We start from the raw sequence: 20316 nt of genomic DNA, 5'->3' as shown, positions 1-20316 counted from the left end.
TTGATGCGATTGCTGCCGAACACCTGCCGCATCTTGTCGAGCGGTTTTATCGCTGTGACCCTTCCAGCAACCAGCCCGATGATTCGGGTGGGTTTGGTTTGGCAACAGTTCGGTCGATCATGCAGGCCCATGGTGGAAAAGTCAGTGTGACCAGTAGCCATTCAGGCGCGGCGTTTTTGCTATTTTTACCGATCGATACATCTGTATTCTGAGAGGTATTCTCTATCGCGAAGGCCGTGGTTAGGCCTAATTGCAGCGCCCCTAGTTTCGTAACAACCCCAAGCCTCACCGGAGGCCTGCCAAGCCACTACGGAACAGTCCGCGTTTGGCACTGTTCCAGCCATTCCAGCGGATGTCATCATTCATGAACACCATCACCGACCACGTAGTGCCATCGACAATCCAGTTCGTTTCAGGCGGTTCTCGTTGTATAGCTGACTTCTACCGCCCATTGGGCCCCGGGCCTTTTCCTGTGGTGGTGATGGCGCACGGACTGGGTGGTACACGCAAGATGCGACTTCCTGCGTTCGCCGAACGCTTTGTCGCCGCCGGCTACGCCTGCCTGGTGTTCGACTATCGGCACTTTGGTGACAGCGAGGGCGAGCCGCGCCAGTTGCTGGACATCAAGCGTCAGCTTGAGGATTGGAAGGCCGCGATAGCTCATGTCCGCCGCATGGATGATGTAGATCCGGATCGGCTAGCCCTCTGGGGCACCTCATTCGGTGGCGGACATGTGCTGACTATTGCTGCCGAGGATGCGAAAGTGGCTGCGGTCATCTCCCAATGCCCCTTCACCGACGGACTGGCTTCCATTCTCGCGACCGAACCCCTGGTGTCACTCCGGGTCAGCCTGCTGGGTCTGGTCGACCGCATCGGCTCGTGGTTCGGCGCCAGGCCCATTTTGATTCCGCTCGCCGGTCGACCGGGGACGACTGCATTTATGACCTCGCCGGATAGCTGGGATGGTTACAACAGCCTGATCCCACCAGGCGAGTCCTGTCGCAACGAGGCCTCCGCGCGTTTTGCCCTGGATCTGATTCGCTACTACCCCGGACGCAGAACCCCCTCTATCCGCGCTCCTGTGCTGTTCTGTGTGTGCGACCCCGATAGCGTGGCACCATCGAAGCAGACGCTGCGGCATGCCCAGCGCGCACCGCGTCACGAGATCAAACGCTATCCCCACGGCCACTTCGATATATACGTGGGCACAGCCTTCGAGCAGGTGGTGGGCGATCAACTGGAGTTCCTGCGGCGCAACGTGCCGACCATTCCCGCAAAATGATAGAAAGCATGAGCTGTCGCCCTTCAAGGAAGGGTAGCCAGACCACTGGCACTGCGTGCGCTCAAGCACTCGTTCAATTACTTCAAGTCGCAAGTCTGATCCGGGCAGCTTTTGCCGCCGCACCGATGTTTGCAGAAATACCTCAGGCCGCCTTCGGGCGGCTTGCTGCATTCAGGGGCAGGGATAGTTGGCGACCTTGCCGAACCGCCACGGCAGCATGGGAAATAAGGGGTCGGAGTCATTTATTTCAAACAGTCACGCTCGCCGTTACTTTAGTTGCAACGCAGAGAAGCAAGGGCAGGCCACGATATTGCCCCTGAATTCAAGCGTCCGCACCTAGTCGAAAACGATCTCTAGGCAGAGCAAACAATTCCGCACCACCAACACACCCGCACTGGCAAATCGGCGGGCCCGACGGTAGCGTGTGCGCGCTGCCGGGTTTCAATGCAGCAGCACATGCGGTTCCGCCATCACTCCCAAGCAGGTCGTCCCTGACAATGCCCAATGAACAGCCGAATGCTCCGACCCGCTGCCCGGTGTGCGGCCAGGACAACCGCTGCACGCTGGCCAACCCGGCGACGGCCACCCGGCCCTGCTGGTGCTACAGCGTGACGATCAGCCCGCAGGCCCTGGCCCAGCAGCTGGCGGCCGGCACGCGCAATGCCTGCCTGTGCCCGCACTGCGCACAGGCGCCACAGACGGCAGACAGCGATGCGCCTTGACCGCTTCATCAGCAACCTGGCGCGCTTCAACCGCCAGGATGCGCGCCAGCTGCTGGCCAGCGGGCGCCTGCGGGTGGATGGGCAGACCGTTGCCGATGGCTGCCTGCAGGTCCGCGAGTTCAACCGCATCGAACTGGACGACGAAGTGCTGCAGGCCGGCAAGCCGGCGCGCTTCTACCTGCTGCACAAGCCGGTTGGCTACGTCAGTGCAACCAAGCATCCAGAGCACCCGAGCGTGCTCGACCTGCTGGATGTGCCGGACAAGCACGACCTGCACCTGGCCGGCCGCCTCGACCTCAACACCAGCGGCCTGCTGCTGATTACCAATGACGGACACTGGTCGCGCCAGCTGACCCTGCCCGGCAGCCGCCTGCCGAAGGTCTACCGGGTGCAGACCGCACAGCCGATCAGCGCGGAATATGTCGAGGTGTTCGCCCGTGGTCTGTACTTCGCCTACGAAGACCTCACCACCCTGCCCGCCGAACTGCAGATCCTCGGCCCGCGCGAAGCCCGCCTGACCCTCCACGAAGGCCGCTACCACCAGGTCAAGCGCATGTTCGGCCACTTCCGCAACCAGGTGCTCGGCCTGCACCGCGAGAGCATCGGCGCCCTGCACCTTGGCGAGCTGCCCAGCGGTGCCTGGCGCGCGCTGACGGTGCAGGAAGTCCGCCAACTGCAGCCCGGCAACCGGACCGTGCCGTAGCGTTGCACCGGCAAGAATTCCAAGCCACTGAACTGAAAGGCTTTTCCGCAAAGACCACGGCTGGCTGGCGAGGCTGGCAGGATTCCTGCTTGGGTGCAGCAGGCCCGGCACACCGGCAAGCAGTTGCCACCTGACATTTCGTTGTCATCTGCATGCGCTTTGCTAGGGCCCGTACAGACCTCGCTGCAGAGGCTTGTCCAGCTCACTCCAGGAGAACATCGCCATGCGCGCGCATACCGCCATCGTCATCGTAAACCGGCAGTACCGCATCTACACCGAATTCCACTACAACCCTGCGGCCACGCGCACCATCCTGCTGGTCAATGGTTCCCTGGCGACCACGGCCGCCTTCGCCCACACGGTCAAATACCTGCTGCAGCATTTCAACGTAGCGCTCTACGACCAGCCCTACGCCGGCGGCTCCAAAGCGCATAACGAGCAGCGCCAGGCCATCGGCCGCGACGATGAAGCGGAGATCCTGCTGCAGCTGATCGAGCACTTCCAGGCCAGCCTGCTGCTGTCCTTTTCCTGGGGTGGGATTGCCAGCCTGCTGGCGTTGGCCCAGCGCCCGCCGCTGATCGAGAAGGCGGTGATCGCCTCCTTCTCGCCGGTGCTCAATGCCGCCACCCTGGACTACCTGCAACGCAGCCTGGAACTGCTCGGCAGCTGCGCGCGCCAGCAGCTCGCCAGCCTGGTCAACGATACCCTCGGCCAGCACCTGCCGGCGCTGTTCAAGCGCTACAACCACAAGCACATCAGCAGCCTGGAGGACTACGAATACGCGCAGATGCACGCGCACATCGAGCAACTGCTGCGCCTGCAGGGCAGCGCGGCGCACCCCTGCTTCAGCCAGATAGAGATTCCCCTGCAGTTCATCAATGGCGAACTCGACCGTTACACCAGCGCAACCGATGCCCGCCTGTTCGGCGGCCTGGTGCGCGACAGCCAGTTTGCCGTGATCGACAACGCCGGGCACTTCCTGGACATGGAAAACAAGCCCGCCTGCCAGCAGATGCGCGCGTGCATGCTCGACTTTCTCGAGCCCCCGGCGCTGCCCCGGCGCCACCCCGCCAGCGTCCTGCTCAGCGCCTGAGCCAGCCAGAAACGCTGCGACCCTGCACGACAGGCTTCATTTCACGCCGCGCTTCTGGTAAAAAGGCACCCCTCGCGGGCGTCGTATAATGGCATTACCTGAGCTTCCCAAGCTCATGACGAGGGTTCGATTCCCTTCGCCCGCTCCAGCATTCACCATCAGGGCCCTGCATTTGCAGGGCCCTGGCGTTTCCGGCAGTCCCTTTGCGCGCTACCGCGCCAAAGCTGCGGGACATTCTGAAGAACTGGAATCATCACCAGCATGCGGCTGCCGGGTTGCCGCACTTCATACCGAGGCGGGTCGCCCGCGCCATGCCGACAGCACAGTCCAGGCCCAGGTTGCCAGCACGGTCAGCAGAAGCACGGCGGGGCCGAAAAACTCGAAAGCCCAGAACAGGATTCCGCCAACTACAAACAACCCCCCGAGTTGTCGGGGGGTTGCCAAATCGCCCTGCAGGGCCGCGCGCAGGATCAGGGCGTTGACCGGTACATAAAGCAGCAGAGCGGTGATCAGGCCCGGACTGAAGTCCTGAAACGCCAGGGTTCCGCCCAGGTGGAAAATCGCATTGTGTACCTGCGACGCCATCAGAAACAGGATCACGCCCCAGGCAGCAACCTTCGTGCGCAGTGTTGTGAACAGCAGGATGTAGACCAGCGTGATCGCAGTCAGAATCACGAAAACCGCTTCGGTACTGAGCGCATTGCTGTCCGGGAAATAGCGCAAACGCCATTCGCGAAAATTGAACAGCATGTGCTCTTCAGCGTGGTGGATTGCGTAGGCGAGCGGAGCCAGCAGGAGAGCCGCCTGGAAGGGTAGTCGCAGCATGAGAATTTCCTTGTGCGGTTTTTTCTCCATGAGATGTCAGCCTAAACTGACTATCCAGTCAGTTAGCAGCGTGTCAGTCTGCAGCATGAGCACCCTTACCGGATATCGCGGCCTGCGCCGCACGACCAGCCGCGAAGCACTCCTGGCAGCTGCAGCCGAACTCATGGGCAAGCGTGGGCTTGCGGACGTGTCGATAGACGAGATCGTTGCCCGCGCCGGCGTTGCCAAGGGCACGTTCTACAACCACTTCAAGGACAAACAGGACATTGCCCATCATATTGCGCTGGGCATTCGGTACGAGATCCGCGACCGCATTGGCATGCTCAAGTTACGCAGCAACGACCCGGCGCTGCACCTTGCCATCGCCCTGAGCCTGTTTCTCAGCCTTGCCGTGGAAAGTCCGCAGCGCGCACGCATGCTGGTGACGCTCCTGTCGGATGCAACCGCTCTGGGCGCACCGATGAATGCCCGTGTGCGCATGACCCTGGAAGCCGGGCAAGCCAGCGGCCGCTTCTTGTTCCCCTCGCTCGAAGCCGCGCTGGTTTTCGTGCTGGGCATAGTGGCGGGCGGTGTGCAATCGATACTCGAGAGGCCGCAAAACACTGTCCGCGAAGACCTTGTGCTGAACCTGATTCGGCACGCGCTTATCGGTCTCGGTCTTCCAGCAGCCGAAGCCGCACAGACGGCGACGGCCGGCCTGGCAGAGATCTCCGTCAGCGATGCGCCTGAATCGCCAATTGATTTGAAATAAAGCCGCGCAAACCGGCGGAGCGAATAAAAACCCGGTACTGCGCGCCCCCTGCATGCCTTGCTAGCGGCCAGATGATCTTTAATCAGTGAAAGTCATCCAGCCGATACCCGGACCAAGGAGTAGCAACGTGCCGAGTCGCCACGAACTGACCGTCCAGCAGCTGTATCAAACCTGCGACCCCGGGGAACTGGGCTGTGCCAGCAGCAGCGAACTGCCCGACCTGGAGTCCAGCCTTGGCCAGGAGCGGGCACTGGGTGCCCTGCGTTTCGGCATCGGCATTCGCCATGAGGGCTACAACCTCTACGTCATGGGCTCGCCGGGGCTGGGCAAGCATGCCATCGTCCGCCAGCTGCTCGGGCAGCAGGCGTCCCGGGCAACGCCACCGAGTGACTGGTGCTACGTGAACAACTTCCGCACCCCGCACAAGCCCTGCGTGCTGCGCCTTCCCGCGGGAACCGGCTGCGAGCTGGACGCCAACCTGCGCGCGCTGGTGCGCAGCCTGCTGAGCGCTTTGCCGGCGGCCTTCGACAGCAACGATTACCGCAACGCCATGCAGGGCCTCAAGGACAAATTCAAGGCGCGCGAGGAGCAGCTGTTCGGCGAGGTCGAAAGCCGGGCGCGTGCAGCCGGGATTGTCCTGCTGCGGACGCCCGCCGGCTTCACCCTGGCCCCCATCAAGGACGGCGAGGTGCTCGACTCCGAAGGCTTCGACAAGCTCTCCGACGCGGAGAAGCAGCAGATCAACGAGCACACCGAGCAGATGCGCCAGGTACTGCGCCAGGCGCTCCAGCAGATCGCCACGGCCAGCCGCGAGCATGACCTGCAGGTCGAACAGTTCAACGAGGCGGTTACCCGGGCCACGGTCGAGCACCAGTTCACCGAGCTGGAAGCGCGCTACTCAGATCTGGCGGAAGTCACGGCATTTCTGGCCGAGGTCAAGCGCGACATCGTCGAAAAGGGCCTGGAACTGTTCGGCTCGGCGCCGGCGGAAAAGCTTCTCGACCGCCAGCGCCTGACTCCGTTCAACCGCTATTTCGTCAATGTGCTGGTCGACCACGGCAGCAGCACGGACGCCCCTCTGGTCTACGAGGACTACCCGAGCTACCAGAACCTGCTCGGCCGCATCGAGCACCAGGCCCAGATGGGCACCCTGTACACCGACTTCACCCTGATCAAGGGCGGTGCCCTGCATCGCGCCAATGGCGGTTACCTGCTGCTCGATGTGCGCAAGCTGCTGGGCACGCCGTTCGCCTGGGAGGCACTCAAGCGCGCCCTGCAGGGCCGGGAGCTGCGCATCCAGTCGCTGGAGCAGATCCTCAGCCTGGCCAGCACCATCTCGCTGGAGCCCGACCCCATCCCCCTCGACGTCAAGGTGGTGTTGATCGGCGACCGCCTGCTGTATTACCTCCTGACCCAGTACGATCCCGAATTCGCCCTGCTGTTCAAGGTCGAGGCCGACTTTGCCGAGGACCTGCCGCGCAGCACGGACAATACCCGCCTGTATGGCAGGCTGATCGCTACCCTGCAGCGCCGCGAGCAGTTGCGCCCGCTGGAGGTTGCTGCCGTGGCGCGGCTGATCGAGCAGGCCGCACGGACGGCCGCCGATGCCGAGAAGCTGTCACTGAACATGCAGGACCTGCTCGACCTGCTGCATGAGGCCGACTACTGGGCCGGCGAGCAGCAGCAAGCGTCGATTCGCCGGGCGGATGTCGAGCGCGCGATAGACGAACGCCTGCACCGCGCCGACCAGATCCGCGAGCGCATGCTCGAGGCTGCCCTGCGCGACCTGCGGCACATCGAGACCGAGGGCAGCCGGGTGGCGCAGATCAATGGTCTGGCGATCATGCAACTGGGCGCCAACGCTTTCGGCCACCCGGCACGCATCAGCGCCACCGCGCGGCTGGGCGACGGCAAGCTGATCGACATCGAGCGCGAGGTGGAGCTGGGCGGCGCCCTGCATTCCAAGGGCGTGCTGATCCTCTCCGCCTACCTGGCCAGTCGCTTCGGAGGCCGGCAGCCGCTGTCGTTTGCCGCCACCCTGGTCTTCGAGCAGTCCTACGGCGGGGTGGAAGGCGACAGCGCCTCTGCCGCCGAACTCTGCGTGTTGCAGTCGGCGCTGGCCAGCCTGCCGTTGCGCCAGGATCTGGCGATCACCGGCTCGGTGGACCAGCACGGGCGCCTGCAGGTGATTGGCGGGGTCAACGAGAAAATCGAGGGTTTCTTCGACCTCTGCGCCGCCCGCGGCCTGACCGGCAAGCAAGGAGTGATCATTCCGCAGGGCAATATCAAGCACCTGATGCTACACCGCGAGGTGCTGGCGGCCGTGGCTGACGGACGCTTTCATGTGTACGCGGTGGAACATGCCGAGCAGGCCATGGCGCTGCTGACCGGGCTTGCCGCCGAGCGGGTCAGTGACGCCGTGCAGCAACGCCTGGACGAGCTGAGCGCGCTGCGCCAGCGTTATGCCCACCCGCAGCCGGACAGCCCGGCCGGCGGGTCAGCAGCCCCATGAAGCGGCCGGCTGGATACTGGCTTCGCCAGGGCCGCCACCGGACTTGACGCCAGCAGCCAGCCAGCGTGCGACCGCAATTGCATCGCACCAGCCCGACACTTGCTACATTGAGACAACCGCCATCCGGCATTTTCCCCGCCACGCCAACACTCAGGAGAAACACCATGCGTTATGCCCAACCCGGCACCCCCGGCGCCGTCGTTTCCTTCAAGTCGCGTTACGGCAACTACATCGGCGGCCAGTTCGTCGCCCCGGTCAAGGGCCAGTACTTCACCAACACCTCGCCGGTGAATGGCCAGCCGATTGCCGAATTCCCGCGCTCCACCGCCGAAGACATCGAGCTGGCCCTGGATGCTGCCCATGCGGCGGCCGATGCCTGGGGGCGCACCTCGGTACAGCAGCGTTCGCTGGTCCTGCTGAAAATCGCCGACCGCATCGAACAGCACCTGGAAGTGCTGGCCGTTACCGAGACCTGGGACAATGGCAAGGCCGTGCGCGAAACCCTCAACGCCGACATCCCGCTGGCGGCCGATCACTTCCGCTACTACGCCGGCTGCATTCGCGCCCAGGAAGGCGGCGCCGCCGAGATCAGCGAGAACACCGTCGCCTATCACATCCACGAACCGCTGGGCGTGGTCGGGCAGATTATCCCGTGGAACTTCCCGCTGCTGATGGCCGCCTGGAAGCTGGCGCCGGCGCTGGCTGCCGGCAACTGCGTGGTGCTCAAGCCGGCCGAGCAGACCCCGCTGGGCATCAGCGTGCTGATGGAGCTGATCGGTGACCTGCTGCCGCCGGGCGTGCTCAACGTGGTGCAGGGTTTTGGCCGCGAAGCCGGCGAAGCGCTGGCCACCAGCAAGCGCATCGCCAAGATCGCCTTCACCGGCTCCACGCCGGTGGGTTCGCACATTCTCAAGTGCGCCGCCGAGAACATCATTCCTTCAACCGTGGAGCTGGGCGGCAAGAGCCCGAACATCTTCTTCGAGGACATCATGCAGGCCGAGCCGGCCTTTATCGAGAAAGCCGCCGAAGGCCTGGTACTGGGTTTCTTCAACCAGGGTGAGGTGTGTACCTGTCCGTCGCGCGCGCTGGTGCAGGAATCCATCTATCCGGCCTTCATGGCCGAGGTGATGAAGAAGATCAAGGCCATCAAGCGCGGCGACCCGCTGGATACCGACACCATGGTGGGCGCCCAGGCCTCGCAGCAGCAGTTCGAGAAGATCCTCGCCTACTTCGAGATCGCCCAGCAGGAAGGCGCCGAACTGCTCACCGGCGGTGGCGTGGAACGCCTGGAAGGCAACCTGACCAGCGGCTACTACATCCAGCCCACGCTGCTCAAGGGACACAACAAGATGCGCGTGTTCCAGGAGGAAATCTTCGGCCCGGTGGTCAGCGTCACCACCTTCAAGGACGAAGCCGAAGCACTGGCGATTGCCAACGACACCGAGTTCGGTCTCGGTGCCGGCCTGTGGACCCGCGACATCAACCGCGCCTACCGCATGGGCCGGGCGATCAAGGCCGGACGGGTGTGGACCAACTGCTACCACCTGTATCCGGCGCACGCCGCTTTCGGTGGCTACAAGAAGTCCGGCGTTGGTCGTGAAACCCACAAGATGATGCTCGACCACTACCAGCAGACCAAGAACCTGCTGGTGAGCTACGACATCAACCCGCTGGGGTTTTTCTAGGCCAAGTTCCGTTATGTGTTGTGTCCAGCACGTAGGGTGGGCTGGAGCCCACCCTACAAAATCGACCCGCAACACCAAACGGGTACAGCGCCTTTTATCAGGTTTCCACGGACTCACCGGGAACCCTGACTTGCCAGCACACCGGCAATCCGGCCAGAGCGCAGCCGCCTGTGCGTGGCGGTGCTTTAGCCGCTGGCGCAGTCAGTCAGGCTGTGTAGGGCGGTGGGTCACTCCCCCGGGCCGTAGGCTACCCGGGCCAATCCGAGCATGATCACCAGCATGGCGCCCAGCAGCAGCGAGTGTTCGAGTATCGACGTGGTCAGCAACATGGCAGCTCTCCCGTTTGATAAAACCGTCTGGCGCCGTGAACCACCTTGCCGGTCAGTAGTGACGCCGCTGAAATATGCAGCTACGCATTTACTGTATGTGTATACAGTGTTTTTATCAAGCGGCTTTACGGGAAAATTTGATTATTTCGCAAGCCCTGCCGGCACGCCTGTCCTGTCGAGCTCTGCGGCTGGCCCGGGGCAACGACAGGGTCGCGGAATGCCACGGAAGTAGTCGGGGAATCAGGCTGGGAAAACAGCCCGCGACTCAGGGGGAACCGGTAAACATGCCATCGACCAGCAGGCTGATTGCCGTGCCAATCAGGGCTGGCACTTGTTGCTTGTTGTAATGTGTATGGTCGTCGCGGAAATTCAGACTGAGGATGCCGTTCATCATGCCCCAGGCCGCCAGCGCGACCTGGTCGGGATCCAGATCAGCGCGGATGCTGCCCTCGGCAATCCCGGCGCGGATCACCGCCGCGGTCCGGGCGTTCTGTTCCCGAATCAGCTCGCGGATATGTTCGAGGGATTCGGCGTCGCCAGCAGGGTCCAGCAGCAGGCGGAACTCGTTTGGTCGCTCGAAGGCAAAGCGGGTGTACGAATTGGCGATCAGGCGCATCTTTTCGCGCGCCGGGGCGGCAATTTCCAGGGCTTCCTGCATATACCCGTTGTGCTCTTTCAGGGCCATTTCGGCCACGGCTATGAGCAACCCCGGGCGCCCGCCTACCCGGTTATAGATGGTCTGCACGGCGATGTTGGCCCGTTCGGCCACCGCCTCGAGCGTCAGGGCCTCGAGCCCCCCCTCGATGATCAGGGTCTTGGCGGTTTCGATGATCGCTTGGCGCGTGGCCGCAGCTTTGCGCTGGACGCGGACAGCCGGCTTGATAGTGGTCATGGCGCAATTCTAGCCAGCCCCAAAAAATTTGTACAACCACAAAAATTGGAATAGCATACAATTTTGTCGTGTTGCAAATTCGGGCTCATGCTTCTCCCGAATGGTCTGGCCGGACATGTGCTGCAGGTTACCCGGTGAGAAATCGCCAATCACTGCAAACCGGAGTCCGGATGTGCAGATCTGCTTTAATCAGCACAGACACCGGAAAATCCCGTAGTCGGCAGCTTCTCACTTGACTCTCAACCCGGAGGGAAATCCTCATGAGCTTCCTGAAGAAAACCATAAAAATAGCGGTTGTTGATCTGATCCTGATGAACATTCTCGTCACCGTGGCGATCATTTCCACTGGTCACCTTGTGTCATACCTGATCGGCTATGTGCCACTCGCCTTGGGGGGCAACCAGTAATGAAAGCAGTTAATCAACTCTTCAGCGCAGCCCTTCTGGGCGCCTGCATCATGGCCTCGGGCCAGTCCCATGCGGCGCTGCTGATCGGCACGGTGACCGCGGCGGATGGCACGCCGGTGGCCGGCGCCATGGTGACCCTGTGGAATTCGGCGAAAAACGCCAAGGAAACCGTGTACACCAATGCCGCAGGCCAGTATTCGCTGAATACCGGGTTCACCGGCAAGGTGGTCCTGCGCACCCGCCTGTCGCGCTTCAAGGACCACAACAGCGACCTTGAACTGGCTGCCGACACCGCCCTGCAAACCGACATCACCCTGCAGGAGCTGACGGCGCCCGAAGGCATCTCCGAGCAACTGACCGCTTCGGCCCATGCCGCCACCCTGCCCTTCCATGATGCCGACACCAAGGAAGTGTTCATCCGCGAGTGCACCTACTGTCACCAGCAGGGCAACTCGCTGACCCGCCGTCCGCGTGACAAGCAGGCCTGGAGCGATACCGACTGGCGCATGGAAGGCTACGGTGCCTACATCACCTATGGCCAGCATGCACGCATCGTCGAAACCCAGCTCAACGGTTTCACCGGCAAGCCGGTGGTGGCCAGGCAGGAGTCGCCCTACAACCCCGAACTGGCCCGGGCCAAAGTCTATGAATGGCATGCCGGTCACGCGCTGTCCTTCATCCACGACGCCATTGTCGGTGCCGACGAAAAGCTCTACGGCTTCGATGAAGGCAAGGATGTGATCTACATTCTCGACCGCACCAACGGCAAGCTCGAGGAAGTGCCGGTGCCGGCCGATGACGGAGTGAACGTCGGTGGTGATTTCAACGGTGTGCAACTGCCGCTGGGGATTTTCACCGGCAAGGTTGGTTTGCACAGCGCGGTGCAAATCCCCGACGGCCGCATGTTCATGACCGCCTCGCTGGACAGCAGCATCATCAGCTTCGACCCGAAAACCAAGGAGTTCAAGAGCTACCAGATTCCGCGTGGTTTCCTCTGGCGTAACGGTATCTACCCGCACACCATCCGCGGCGATAAAGATGGCAATGTCTGGTTCACCGTCGCTTACTCCAGCGAGGTGTACAAACTTGACACCACGACCGGCGAATTCACCCGGGTGAAGCTGCCAAGCCAGGGTTTCACCACCTGGATGAGCGACACCTTCATGGGTGTGGTTCTGAAACTGGCCGGCCTGTTCCCGGCGAAGAATTACCATCTGGGCCTGAGCCATCACAAATGGCTGAATGCTGGCGACAGCGCCTTCACCCTGGCCTATGGCATCGACATCGACCCGATCACCGGCAATGTCTGGTACTCCAAGGTTCTCGGCAACCGTATCGGCATGGTCAACAAGGACACCTTGGAGGTCACCGAATACGACACCCCATACAAGGGTCCGCGGCGCCTGCGCTTCGGTCCGGACGGCATTCTCTGGATACCTTCATTCGATGAAGGCTACCTGATGCGCTTTGATCCGAAGACCGCAGAGTTCGAAAGCACCAAACTGCCACTGCTGGCCACGGACGAGTACGAAGTACCCTACGCGCTGAATGTACATCCCAAGTCCGGTGATGTTTGGATTGCCTCGAACAACTCCGACCGCGTGCTGCGCTACATTCCCAAGGAAAAGCGCTTCATCCCGTACCCGATGCCCCAGCAGGTCATCTGGTTCCGCGATCTGGAATTCAGCAAGGACGGCAACGTCTGCATGAGCAACTCCAACCTGCCGGCCTATGCCCACGAAGACAAGGTTCCGGCGTTCTTCTGCATCGAGCCGGAGCCCAACGGCGCCTACGGTTTCCGTTAAGCACCCGCGCAACTGCCAGAAACAACAAGGCCGGATCTGATCCGGCCTTGTTGTTTGCCATGTACCGGTTATGGGTTGAATCCTCGCTTGTCGTAGGGTGGGCTTCAGCCCACCGCAACGGGAGCGCGACATTGGTGGGCTAAAGCCCACCCTACGCGGGGAAAGCGCGCTCAACCGCTAATGCAGACATAGCCTTTGCACCGGATGATTACCACATCAGGTCATCCGGCACTTGGTAGGCGGCGTACGGATCTTCCGCATCCGCATCCGCTTCCTCGGTCACGCTGTTGAGCAGGACGATACGCCGCGCATCACGCTCCTGGATCTTCAGCGCCACATCGCGCGACACCACCTCGTAGCCGCCGCCATGCCGCACGATGGCCAGCGCACCGCTGCTGAGCTTGTTGCGCATCAGCGCGTTGACCGACAGGCGCTTGACCTTCTTGTCATCGACGAAGTTGTAGTAGTCCTCGGTGGTCAGCTTGGGCAGGCGGGTGGTCTCGATCAACTGCTTGATCTGCGCCACACGCGCCTTCTGCTCAGCCTTTTCCTGCTGCTGGCGATTCAGTTCCTGATCCCGCGCGACCTTCTCCGCCAGCGCCTGCGCGGCGGCCTGTTTTTGTGTGTCGTCGACTTCGACCTGGCCTTTCTTTTCCAGGCGTTGCTGCTTCTTCTGCTGCTTGCCAGCCTGCTTGACCTGCTTTTCATTGACCAGGCCGGCTTTCAGCAACTGGTCGCGGAGGGACATGCTCATAAAATTATTCGGTCTCGTCGGTTTAGCGGATATTCGGTAGCCGGGCCACACGGAGTGTGGCGCCCATTTTGCGAAAACGCCCTGCAATCCATTAACAGCCCGGGGCGGCTTTTTCCTGCTGTTTGACTTCAGCCCAGAGGGCGTCCAGCTGCTCCAGGCTGCAATTCTCGATGGGCACACCCCGTTCACGCAACGTCTGTTCGATCATGCGGAAGCGCCGCTCGAACTTGGCCGTGGCCAGGCGCAGGGCGCTTTCCGCATCCAGCTTGAGGTGACGGGCCAGATTGACCACGGCAAACAGCAGGTCGCCCAGCTCATCGGCCACGGCCGGCGCATCGTCGGCCGCCATGGCCTCCAGCACCTCATCCAGCTCCTCGCGCACCTTGTCCAGCACCGGCAACGCCGCCGGCCAGTCGAAGCCGACCTGAGCGGCACGCTTCTGCACCTTGCCGGCGCGACTCAGGGCGGGCAAGGCGGCCGGCACATCATCCAGCAGCGAGAGCTGTTCCGGGACGCTGGCCCTGGCGGCGCGCTCCGCGGCTTTCAACTCCTCCCAGCGCTGCTTGACCGCCGCCTCGGCCAGGCTCTGCGCAGTGGCCGTGGCGCGCAGGTCGCCCTCCGGAAACACGTGCGGATGGCGCTGTACCAGCTTGCGGGTGATGCCATCCACCACCTCGGCAAAGCCGAAGCGCCCCTCCTCGCTGGCCAGCTGGCTGTAATACACCACCTGGAACAGCAGGTCGCCGAGCTCGCCCGGCAGGTGCTCGAAGTCCCCGCGCTCGATGGCGTCGGCCACTTCGTAGGCCTCTTCCAGGGTGTAGGGCACGATGCTCGCGTAGGTCTGTTGGAGATCCCACGGGCAGCCGCTCTGCGGATCGCGCAGGCGCTGCATCAGGTAGAGCAGGTCGTTGAGCTGGTACATGGATGATCCTCTGGAGCGCCGGGCTAGCTGTTAAGCGGTATGCCGGTTGCGCCGGGCCTCGATGATATTGGGCAACTGGGCCAACCGCCCGAGCAGCCGGCCGAGGCCATCCAGCCCGGGGATCTCGATGGTCAGCAGCATGCTCGCCGTGTTGTCGTCCTTGTTCGAGCGGGTATTCACCGCCAGCACGTTGATCTTCTCGTTGAGCAGCACCTGCGACACATCGCGCAGCAGCCCGGAACGGTCGTAGGCGCGGATCATGATCTCCACCGGATAGGTCTGCTCCGGCACCGGGCCCCAGTTGACCTGGATGATCCGCTCCGGCTCGCGACCGGCCAGCTGCAGGCCGGTGGCGCAGTCCTGGCGATGGATGGTGACGCCGCGGCCGTGGGTGATGTAGCCGACGATCGGGTCACCGGGCAGCGGCTGACAACAGCCGGCCATCTGCGTCAGCAGGTTGCCGACACCCTCGATCTGGATATCGCCGCGGCGGCCCGGCCGCGTGGCGCTGCTGCGCCGCGGAATCAGCTCGAGCTGCTGGCTGCCGCGTTCCGGCTCGAGCATCTGCTCGGCATGATGGATCGCCTGGGCCAGGCGCAGGTCGCCGGCGCCGAGGGCGGCGTACATGTCCTCGGCGGTCTTCAGGTTGCATTTCTCGGCGAGTTTCTCCACGTCCAGGTGCGGAAACGCCAGGCGCTGGAACTCCTGCTCGAGCATGCCCTTGCCGGCCGCGACGTTCTGGTCGCGCGCCTGCAGCTTGAACCAGTGGACGATCTTCGCCCGTGCCCGCGAGGTGGTGATGTAGCCCAGGTTGCTGTTCAGCCAGTCGCGGCTCGGCGCACCGTGCTTGCCGCGAATGATCTCCACCTGCTCGCCGGTCTGCAGGCTGTAGCTGAGCGGCACGATGCGCCCGTTGACCTTGGCCCCGCGGCAGTTGTGGCCGACCTCGGTATGCACGCGGTAGGCGAAGTCCAGCGGCGTGGCGCCCTTGGGCAGGTCGATGGCGTGGCCGTGGGGGGTGAACACATAGACCCGGTCCGGCTCGATATCCACGCGCAGCTGCTCGGCCAGGCCGCCGATGTCGCCGAGTTCCTCGTGCCATTCCAGCACCTGGCGCAGCCAGGAAATCTTCTCCTCGTACTGGCTGGAACCGGCCTTGGTGTCGGTGCCCTTGTAGCGCCAGTGCGCGCACACCCCCAGCTCGGCTTCCTCGTGCATGGCATGGGTGCGGATCTGCACTTCCAGCACCTTGCCGTCCGGGCCGAGCACCGCGGTATGCAGCGAGCGGTAGCCGTTCTCCTTGGGGTTGGCGATGTAGTCGTCGAATTCCTTGGGAATGTGCCGCCACAGGGTGTGCACGATGCCCAGCGCGGTGTAGCAATCGCGCACTTCCGGGACCAGCACGCGCACCGCGCGCACATCGTAGATCTGGCTGAACTGCAGGCCCTTGCGCTGCATCTTCCGCCAGATCGAATAGATGTGCTTGGCCCGGCCGCTGACATCCGCCTTGATCCCGGTGGCCGCCAGCTCATCGCGCAACTGCTGCATCACGCCGGCGATGTACTGCTCGCGGTCGAGCCGGCGCTCGTGCAGCAAATGGGCGATCTGCTTGTACTGTTCCGGCTCCAGGTAGCGGAACGACAGGTCTTCCAGTTCCCACTTGATATGCCCGATACCCAGGCGGTGCGCCAGCGGCGCATAGATGTCGAAGACTTCGCGGGCCACCCGATGGCGTTTCTCGTCATCGGCGTGCTTCGCCTCGCGGATCGCACAGGTCCGTTCGGCCAGCTTGATCAGCGCCACGCGCACGTCATCGACCATCGCCACCAGCATCTTGCGCAGGTTCTCCACCTGCGCCTGGGCCCCCAGCACCATCGACTTGCGCGGACTCAGACTGGCACTGATCGCCGCCATGCGCTGCACGCCATCGACCAGCTTGCCGACGACCGGGCCAAACTGCTGCTGCACCTCTTCCAGGCTGGTCTTGCCCTCGCGTACCGCGCGATACACCACGGCGGCCACCAGCGAGTCCTGGTCGAGTTTCAGGTCGGCGAGAATCTCGGCGATTTCCAGCCCGGTACGGAACCCCGAGCTGCCCTCCGACCAGCGATTCTGCGCCGCGTTGGCCTGCTGCTCGGCATTGCGGGCGAACTCGCAGGCCGCCTTCAGGGCCTGGCGATCCAGCGCCGGATCGACGCTGACCACATGATCCAGCCAGGCATCCAGATTGATGCTGCCATCGGTATTGAGAGGCTGTTGCACCCTGACCTGAACCATCTTGCTTCCTCCTGTTGCCCAACCCTGGTATGGGACGGCTGCAACCTGCGTAACCAGCTCGCGGCGGGTTGCACCCGCCCTACGCTGATGCCCTTGCAAACAATGCCATGGCCTCGACATGCGCCGTTTGCGGAAACATGTCGAGAATTCCCGCACGTTGCAGACGGTAGCCCTGACCGATCAGCTCGGCGGCATCGCGCGCCAGGGTGGCCGGATTGCATGACACATAGACCAGCCGTTGCGCGCCGAGTGCACTCATCTGCCGCACCACCTGTAGCGCCCCGTCGCGCGGCGGATCGAGCAGCACGGCGGCAAACCCGCCCTGCGCCCAGCCGGCCGGCGCCAGGGGTTGTGACAGATCGGCCTGGCACACTTGCAGGTTGTCCAGGCCGTTGGCCAGGGCATTCGCCCGGGCGCGCTCGACCATGCTCGCCACGCCCTCCACCGCCACCACCTCGCGCACCCGCCGGGCCAGCGGCAGGGCAAAGTTGCCCAGGCCACAGAACAGGTCGAGCACCCGCTCCTCCGCCTGCGGCGCCAGCCAGTCCAGCGCCTGCCTGAGCATGGCGGCGTTGATCGGCGCATTGACCTGGACGAAATCCCCCGGGCGCCAGGCCAGTTGCAGGTCGAAGCCGTCCAGGGCGAAACCGGCGCTGGCCGCCGGGTCATCCGGCACCGGCTGGCCCTCGCCCTGCCACCAGAGTTGTGCGTCATGTTCCGCGCAAAAGCGGCGTACCCGCTCGACATCTTCGCCCGGCAGTTCCGCGGTATGCCGCAGGAGCAACACCCGCGTGCTGCCGCTGAACAGTTCCACATGCCCGACCCGGGCCGCCCGCTGCAGGCTCTGCAGCAGCGCCGGCAGCGCCGCGGCGATGGCCTGCAACTCGGGCACCAGCACCGGGCAGGCGCCGATCGGCACTATGTCCTGGCTGGCGGCCGCGCGAAAACCGACCTCCAGGCGCTTCTGCCGGACATCCCAGCGCACCGCGATGCGCGCGCGGCGCCGGTAGCCCAGTTCCGGCCCGGTGAGCGGTGCGGCCCATTCCAGTGGCTGCACCCCGGCGATCCGCTGCAGCTGTTCTGCCAGGCTCTGCTGCTTGAGCTGCAATTGTTCGGCATGCGGCAAGTGCTGCAGGGTGCAGCCGCCGCAGCGCCCGGCCACCGCACAGGCCGGCACGCGGCGCAGCGGGCTGGCCTGCAGCACGCGCTCGACACGCGCATCGACCACCTTGCTGCGTGCAGCCAGCACCCGCGCCTCGACCTGCTCACCGGCCAGGGCCCCGGCGACAAACCAGGTGCGGCCCTCGGCGTGACCGATGCCGCGCCCGTCATTGGCCAGTTTGTCGATCGACAGCAGCTGCTTCTTGCCCACCGGCAAGCCCGTCGCTTTGCTGCCACCGGCGTCTTGAAAGCGCAGTCCGGTACTTTTCTTGGCCACTATGGATACCCGCAAAGCCCGACGTTTCGCCTGCACGCCTGGCTGTAAGAATTATTCCGGTGTGTCGTAAACACCGGTCGATAAATAGCGATCGCCGCGGTCGCAGATGATCGCCACCATCACCGCGTTCTCGACCTCCTGCGACAGGCGCAGCATGGCCGCCACCGAACCGCCCGAGGACACCCCGCAGAAGATGCCTTCCTCGCGGGCCAGGCGACGCATGACCTGCTCGGCCTCCTCCTGGCCCATGTCGATCACCCGGTCGACGCGCGCGGCATCGAAGATCTGCGGCAGGTATTCCTGCGGCCAGCGGCGGATCCCGGGAATCGCCGAGCCTTCCTGCGGCTGCAGGCCGATGATCTGTACCGCCGGGCTCTGCTCCTTGAGGTAGCGCGACACCCCCATGATGGTGCCGGTGGTGCCCATCGAGCTGATGAAATGGGTGATCCGCCCGCCGGTCTGCTGCCAGATCTCCGGGCCGGTGCTGCTGTAGTGCGCCAGCGGGTTGTCATGGTTGGCAAACTGGTCGAGCACCTTGCCCCGGCCCTCGGCCTGCATCTGCAGGGCCAGGTCGCGGGCGGTCTCCATGCCGTCGACCAGGATCAGCTGGGCGCCATAGGCGCTCATCGCCGACTTGCGCTCGGCGGTGGAGCTGTCCGGCATGATCAGGATCATGCGGTAACCCTTGATCGCCGCAGCCATGGCCAGGGCGATGCCGGTGTTGCCGGAAGTCGCCTCGATCAGCGTGTCGCCCGGGCGGATATCACCGCGCAGCTCGGCGCGGCTGATCATCGACAGCGCCGGACGATCCTTGACCGAACCGGCCGGGTTGTTGCCCTCCAGCTTGACCAGCAGGGTATTCGAGGTCTTGCCCGGCAGGCGCTGCAGGCGCACCAGCGGGGTGTTGCCGATGCAATCGGCAATGGTCGGGAACTGCTGGGTCATGGCGGCAACGACGATCCGGCTACAAAGGGGTGCCCATGATAGCGACAAACCGCTGGACGCCATATCGGCAGATGTATCACCGGCTGTCAGACCGCGTGCTACCGCAGCCTGCCGGCTTGTCCGGCGAATGCGCCAGCAACCGGCAGAAAGCTGCTGCAGGCCGGGTTACTTCGAAGTAACCGACAGTGCGGTGGCATTGGTCATGAGGATGACGATGCTCTGGCCGACCATGGTCTCGCTCAACTGCACATCCGGGCGAACCACGAAGGAGTCCACACGGCCATCCTCGAAGGTCAGCGAGGCCTTGCGGGTAGCCAGATCAATCGCCGTGATCACCGCCTTGGTTTCGGTTGTCTCGGCAACCAGAAAGGCCGGCTTCTCGCCCTGTGGCGCCTTGAGCGCGACACTGCGTTCGGCGTTGATCGCTTTCGACTTGTCCTTGGGCAGGAATACCGCCATTTCCACCGCGCTCTGCAACACCACGTGATCGCCGACCTTGACCTGCGCAAAGTTGGTCGCTTCACGATCTATGTGCAGGGTTTTCTTGTTGCCTTGCTCGTCCTGCAAGGTCACCTCGCGCGTGCTGTAGTCGATCTTGATGACATCGGCTTCGATGGTAGTGACGTTGGTGCTGATGCTGCCCGGCTTGCCGGGCAGGAACACCTCGGACGTCACGGTTGTACTTTGCAGCTCATCATCGTGCTGGGTGGCGCAAGCCAGCAGGAAAACGGCTGCGCAGGAAACCAGCGACAATTGAGCAAGGGATTTGGCACTGCGCTGCATGGGAATCAACCTTGTAAGGGACTATAGGGACGGCGGATAGTACAGCAGCCAGCCTCGGTTCTAAAATCGCCAGGATCAACTCCCTGCCTGGCTGCCGGGTGCCGCCCGGGGCCGTCTTGCTCCGGGCAAACGCAGGAGCAGAATTGCGCCGCTACAGGGCAATGATGGCTGTTCGCGGCAGTGGGCAAGTC

General features: G+C 63.4%; 18 protein-coding genes and 1 tRNA gene. 11 read left to right on the top strand and 8 right to left on the bottom strand.

The window, feature by feature from the left end; translation table 11 throughout:
• From ISX93_RS07125 to ISX93_RS07100, 6 genes are all read left to right on the top strand, one after another.
• Positions 1 to 212, top strand: a 212-nt coding sequence (locus ISX93_RS07125; protein WP_258166941.1) for an ATP-binding protein, incomplete at its 5' end; no start/stop codon positions are given.
• Positions 213 to 364: 152 nt separating this feature from the next.
• Positions 365 to 1282 carry an alpha/beta hydrolase gene (locus ISX93_RS07120; protein ID WP_195777689.1) on the top strand — a complete coding sequence of 306 codons (918 nt, stop codon included), beginning with the start codon at positions 365 to 367 and terminating at the stop codon, positions 1280 to 1282.
• Positions 1283 to 1779: 497 nt separating this feature from the next.
• Positions 1780 to 2004, top strand: coding sequence for a cysteine-rich CWC family protein (locus ISX93_RS07115; RefSeq protein WP_195778009.1), 225 nt, complete (start codon positions 1780 to 1782; stop codon positions 2002 to 2004).
• Complete coding sequence (locus ISX93_RS07110; RefSeq protein ID WP_195778008.1) at positions 1994 to 2707, top strand: pseudouridine synthase; 714 nt, start codon at positions 1994 to 1996, stop codon at positions 2705 to 2707. Before ISX93_RS07115 ends, ISX93_RS07110 begins: the two co-directional genes overlap by 11 nt.
• A gap of 223 nt (positions 2708 to 2930) precedes the next feature.
• Positions 2931 to 3800 (top strand): alpha/beta fold hydrolase, encoded by an 870-nt coding sequence (locus ISX93_RS07105; protein WP_195778007.1) that lies wholly within the window; start codon positions 2931 to 2933, stop codon positions 3798 to 3800.
• 74 nt (positions 3801 to 3874) lie between these two features.
• Positions 3875 to 3948, top strand: a tRNA-Gly gene (locus ISX93_RS07100).
• Positions 3949 to 4085: 137 nt separating this feature from the next.
• On the opposite strand, the gene ISX93_RS07095 is transcribed toward ISX93_RS07100, so the two are convergent.
• Positions 4086 to 4625 carry an HXXEE domain-containing protein gene (locus ISX93_RS07095; RefSeq protein WP_195778006.1) on the bottom strand — a complete coding sequence of 180 codons (540 nt, stop codon included), beginning with the start codon at positions 4623 to 4625 and terminating at the stop codon, positions 4086 to 4088.
• An 85-nt stretch (positions 4626 to 4710) separates the two neighbouring features.
• On the opposite strand from ISX93_RS07095, the gene ISX93_RS07090 reads away from it, so the two are divergent.
• The 3 genes from ISX93_RS07090 (at position 4711) to exaC (ending at position 9573) form a co-directional block, all read left to right on the top strand.
• On the top strand, positions 4711 to 5376 hold the full coding sequence (locus tag ISX93_RS07090) for a TetR/AcrR family transcriptional regulator (RefSeq protein WP_195778005.1): 666 nt from the start codon (positions 4711 to 4713) through the stop codon (positions 5374 to 5376).
• 127 nt (positions 5377 to 5503) lie between these two features.
• Positions 5504 to 7888 (top strand): Lon protease family protein, encoded by a 2385-nt coding sequence (locus ISX93_RS07085; protein WP_219840997.1) that lies wholly within the window; start codon positions 5504 to 5506, stop codon positions 7886 to 7888.
• Between the two features lie 164 nt (positions 7889 to 8052).
• Complete coding sequence (exaC, locus tag ISX93_RS07080; RefSeq protein WP_195778004.1) at positions 8053 to 9573, top strand: acetaldehyde dehydrogenase ExaC; 1521 nt, start codon at positions 8053 to 8055, stop codon at positions 9571 to 9573.
• A gap of 594 nt (positions 9574 to 10167) precedes the next feature.
• Here exaC and ISX93_RS07075 read toward each other — a convergent pair.
• Positions 10168 to 10794: a TetR/AcrR family transcriptional regulator gene (locus ISX93_RS07075; protein ID WP_195778003.1), complete on the bottom strand. Its 627-nt coding sequence runs from the start codon at positions 10792 to 10794 to the stop codon at positions 10168 to 10170.
• 260 nt (positions 10795 to 11054) lie between these two features.
• Between ISX93_RS07075 and ISX93_RS07070 the strand changes: the two genes are divergently transcribed.
• A complete protein-coding gene (locus ISX93_RS07070) occupies positions 11055 to 11201 on the top strand; it encodes a hypothetical protein (protein ID WP_195778002.1) in 147 nt (48 codons plus the stop codon).
• Complete coding sequence (locus tag ISX93_RS07065) at positions 11201 to 13006, top strand: carboxypeptidase regulatory-like domain-containing protein (protein WP_195778001.1); 1806 nt, start codon at positions 11201 to 11203, stop codon at positions 13004 to 13006. The genes ISX93_RS07070 and ISX93_RS07065 overlap by 1 nt, the downstream gene beginning before the upstream one ends.
• 208 nt (positions 13007 to 13214) lie before the next feature.
• On the opposite strand, the gene ISX93_RS07060 is transcribed toward ISX93_RS07065, so the two are convergent.
• The 6 genes from ISX93_RS07060 to ISX93_RS07035 form a co-directional block, all read right to left on the bottom strand.
• Positions 13215 to 13760 carry a DUF2058 domain-containing protein gene (locus ISX93_RS07060; protein ID WP_195778000.1) on the bottom strand — a complete coding sequence of 182 codons (546 nt, stop codon included), beginning with the start codon at positions 13758 to 13760 and terminating at the stop codon, positions 13215 to 13217.
• Positions 13761 to 13851: 91 nt separating this feature from the next.
• On the bottom strand, positions 13852 to 14682 hold the full coding sequence (mazG, locus tag ISX93_RS07055) for a nucleoside triphosphate pyrophosphohydrolase (protein ID WP_195777999.1): 831 nt from the start codon (positions 14680 to 14682) through the stop codon (positions 13852 to 13854).
• Between the two features lie 30 nt (positions 14683 to 14712).
• Positions 14713 to 16959 carry a GTP diphosphokinase gene (gene relA, locus ISX93_RS07050; RefSeq protein WP_195777998.1) on the bottom strand — a complete coding sequence of 749 codons (2247 nt, stop codon included), beginning with the start codon at positions 16957 to 16959 and terminating at the stop codon, positions 14713 to 14715.
• A 79-nt stretch (positions 16960 to 17038) separates the two neighbouring features.
• Entirely contained in the window at positions 17039 to 18397 is a 1359-nt protein-coding gene (gene rlmD / locus ISX93_RS07045; RefSeq protein WP_195777997.1) for a 23S rRNA (uracil(1939)-C(5))-methyltransferase RlmD, read from the bottom strand.
• A 51-nt stretch (positions 18398 to 18448) separates the two neighbouring features.
• Entirely contained in the window at positions 18449 to 19342 is an 894-nt protein-coding gene (gene cysM / locus ISX93_RS07040) for a cysteine synthase CysM (RefSeq protein ID WP_195777996.1), read from the bottom strand.
• 165 nt (positions 19343 to 19507) lie between these two features.
• Positions 19508 to 20125, bottom strand: coding sequence for a hypothetical protein (locus ISX93_RS07035; protein WP_195777995.1), 618 nt, complete (start codon positions 20123 to 20125; stop codon positions 19508 to 19510).
• Positions 20126 to 20316: the final 191 nt, after the last annotated feature.

Source organism: Pseudomonas sp. N040 (genome assembly GCF_015637705.1).
Lineage (GTDB): Bacteria > Pseudomonadota > Gammaproteobacteria > Pseudomonadales > Pseudomonadaceae > Aquipseudomonas.
This window is presented reverse-complemented; position numbering and strand designations above follow the sequence as displayed.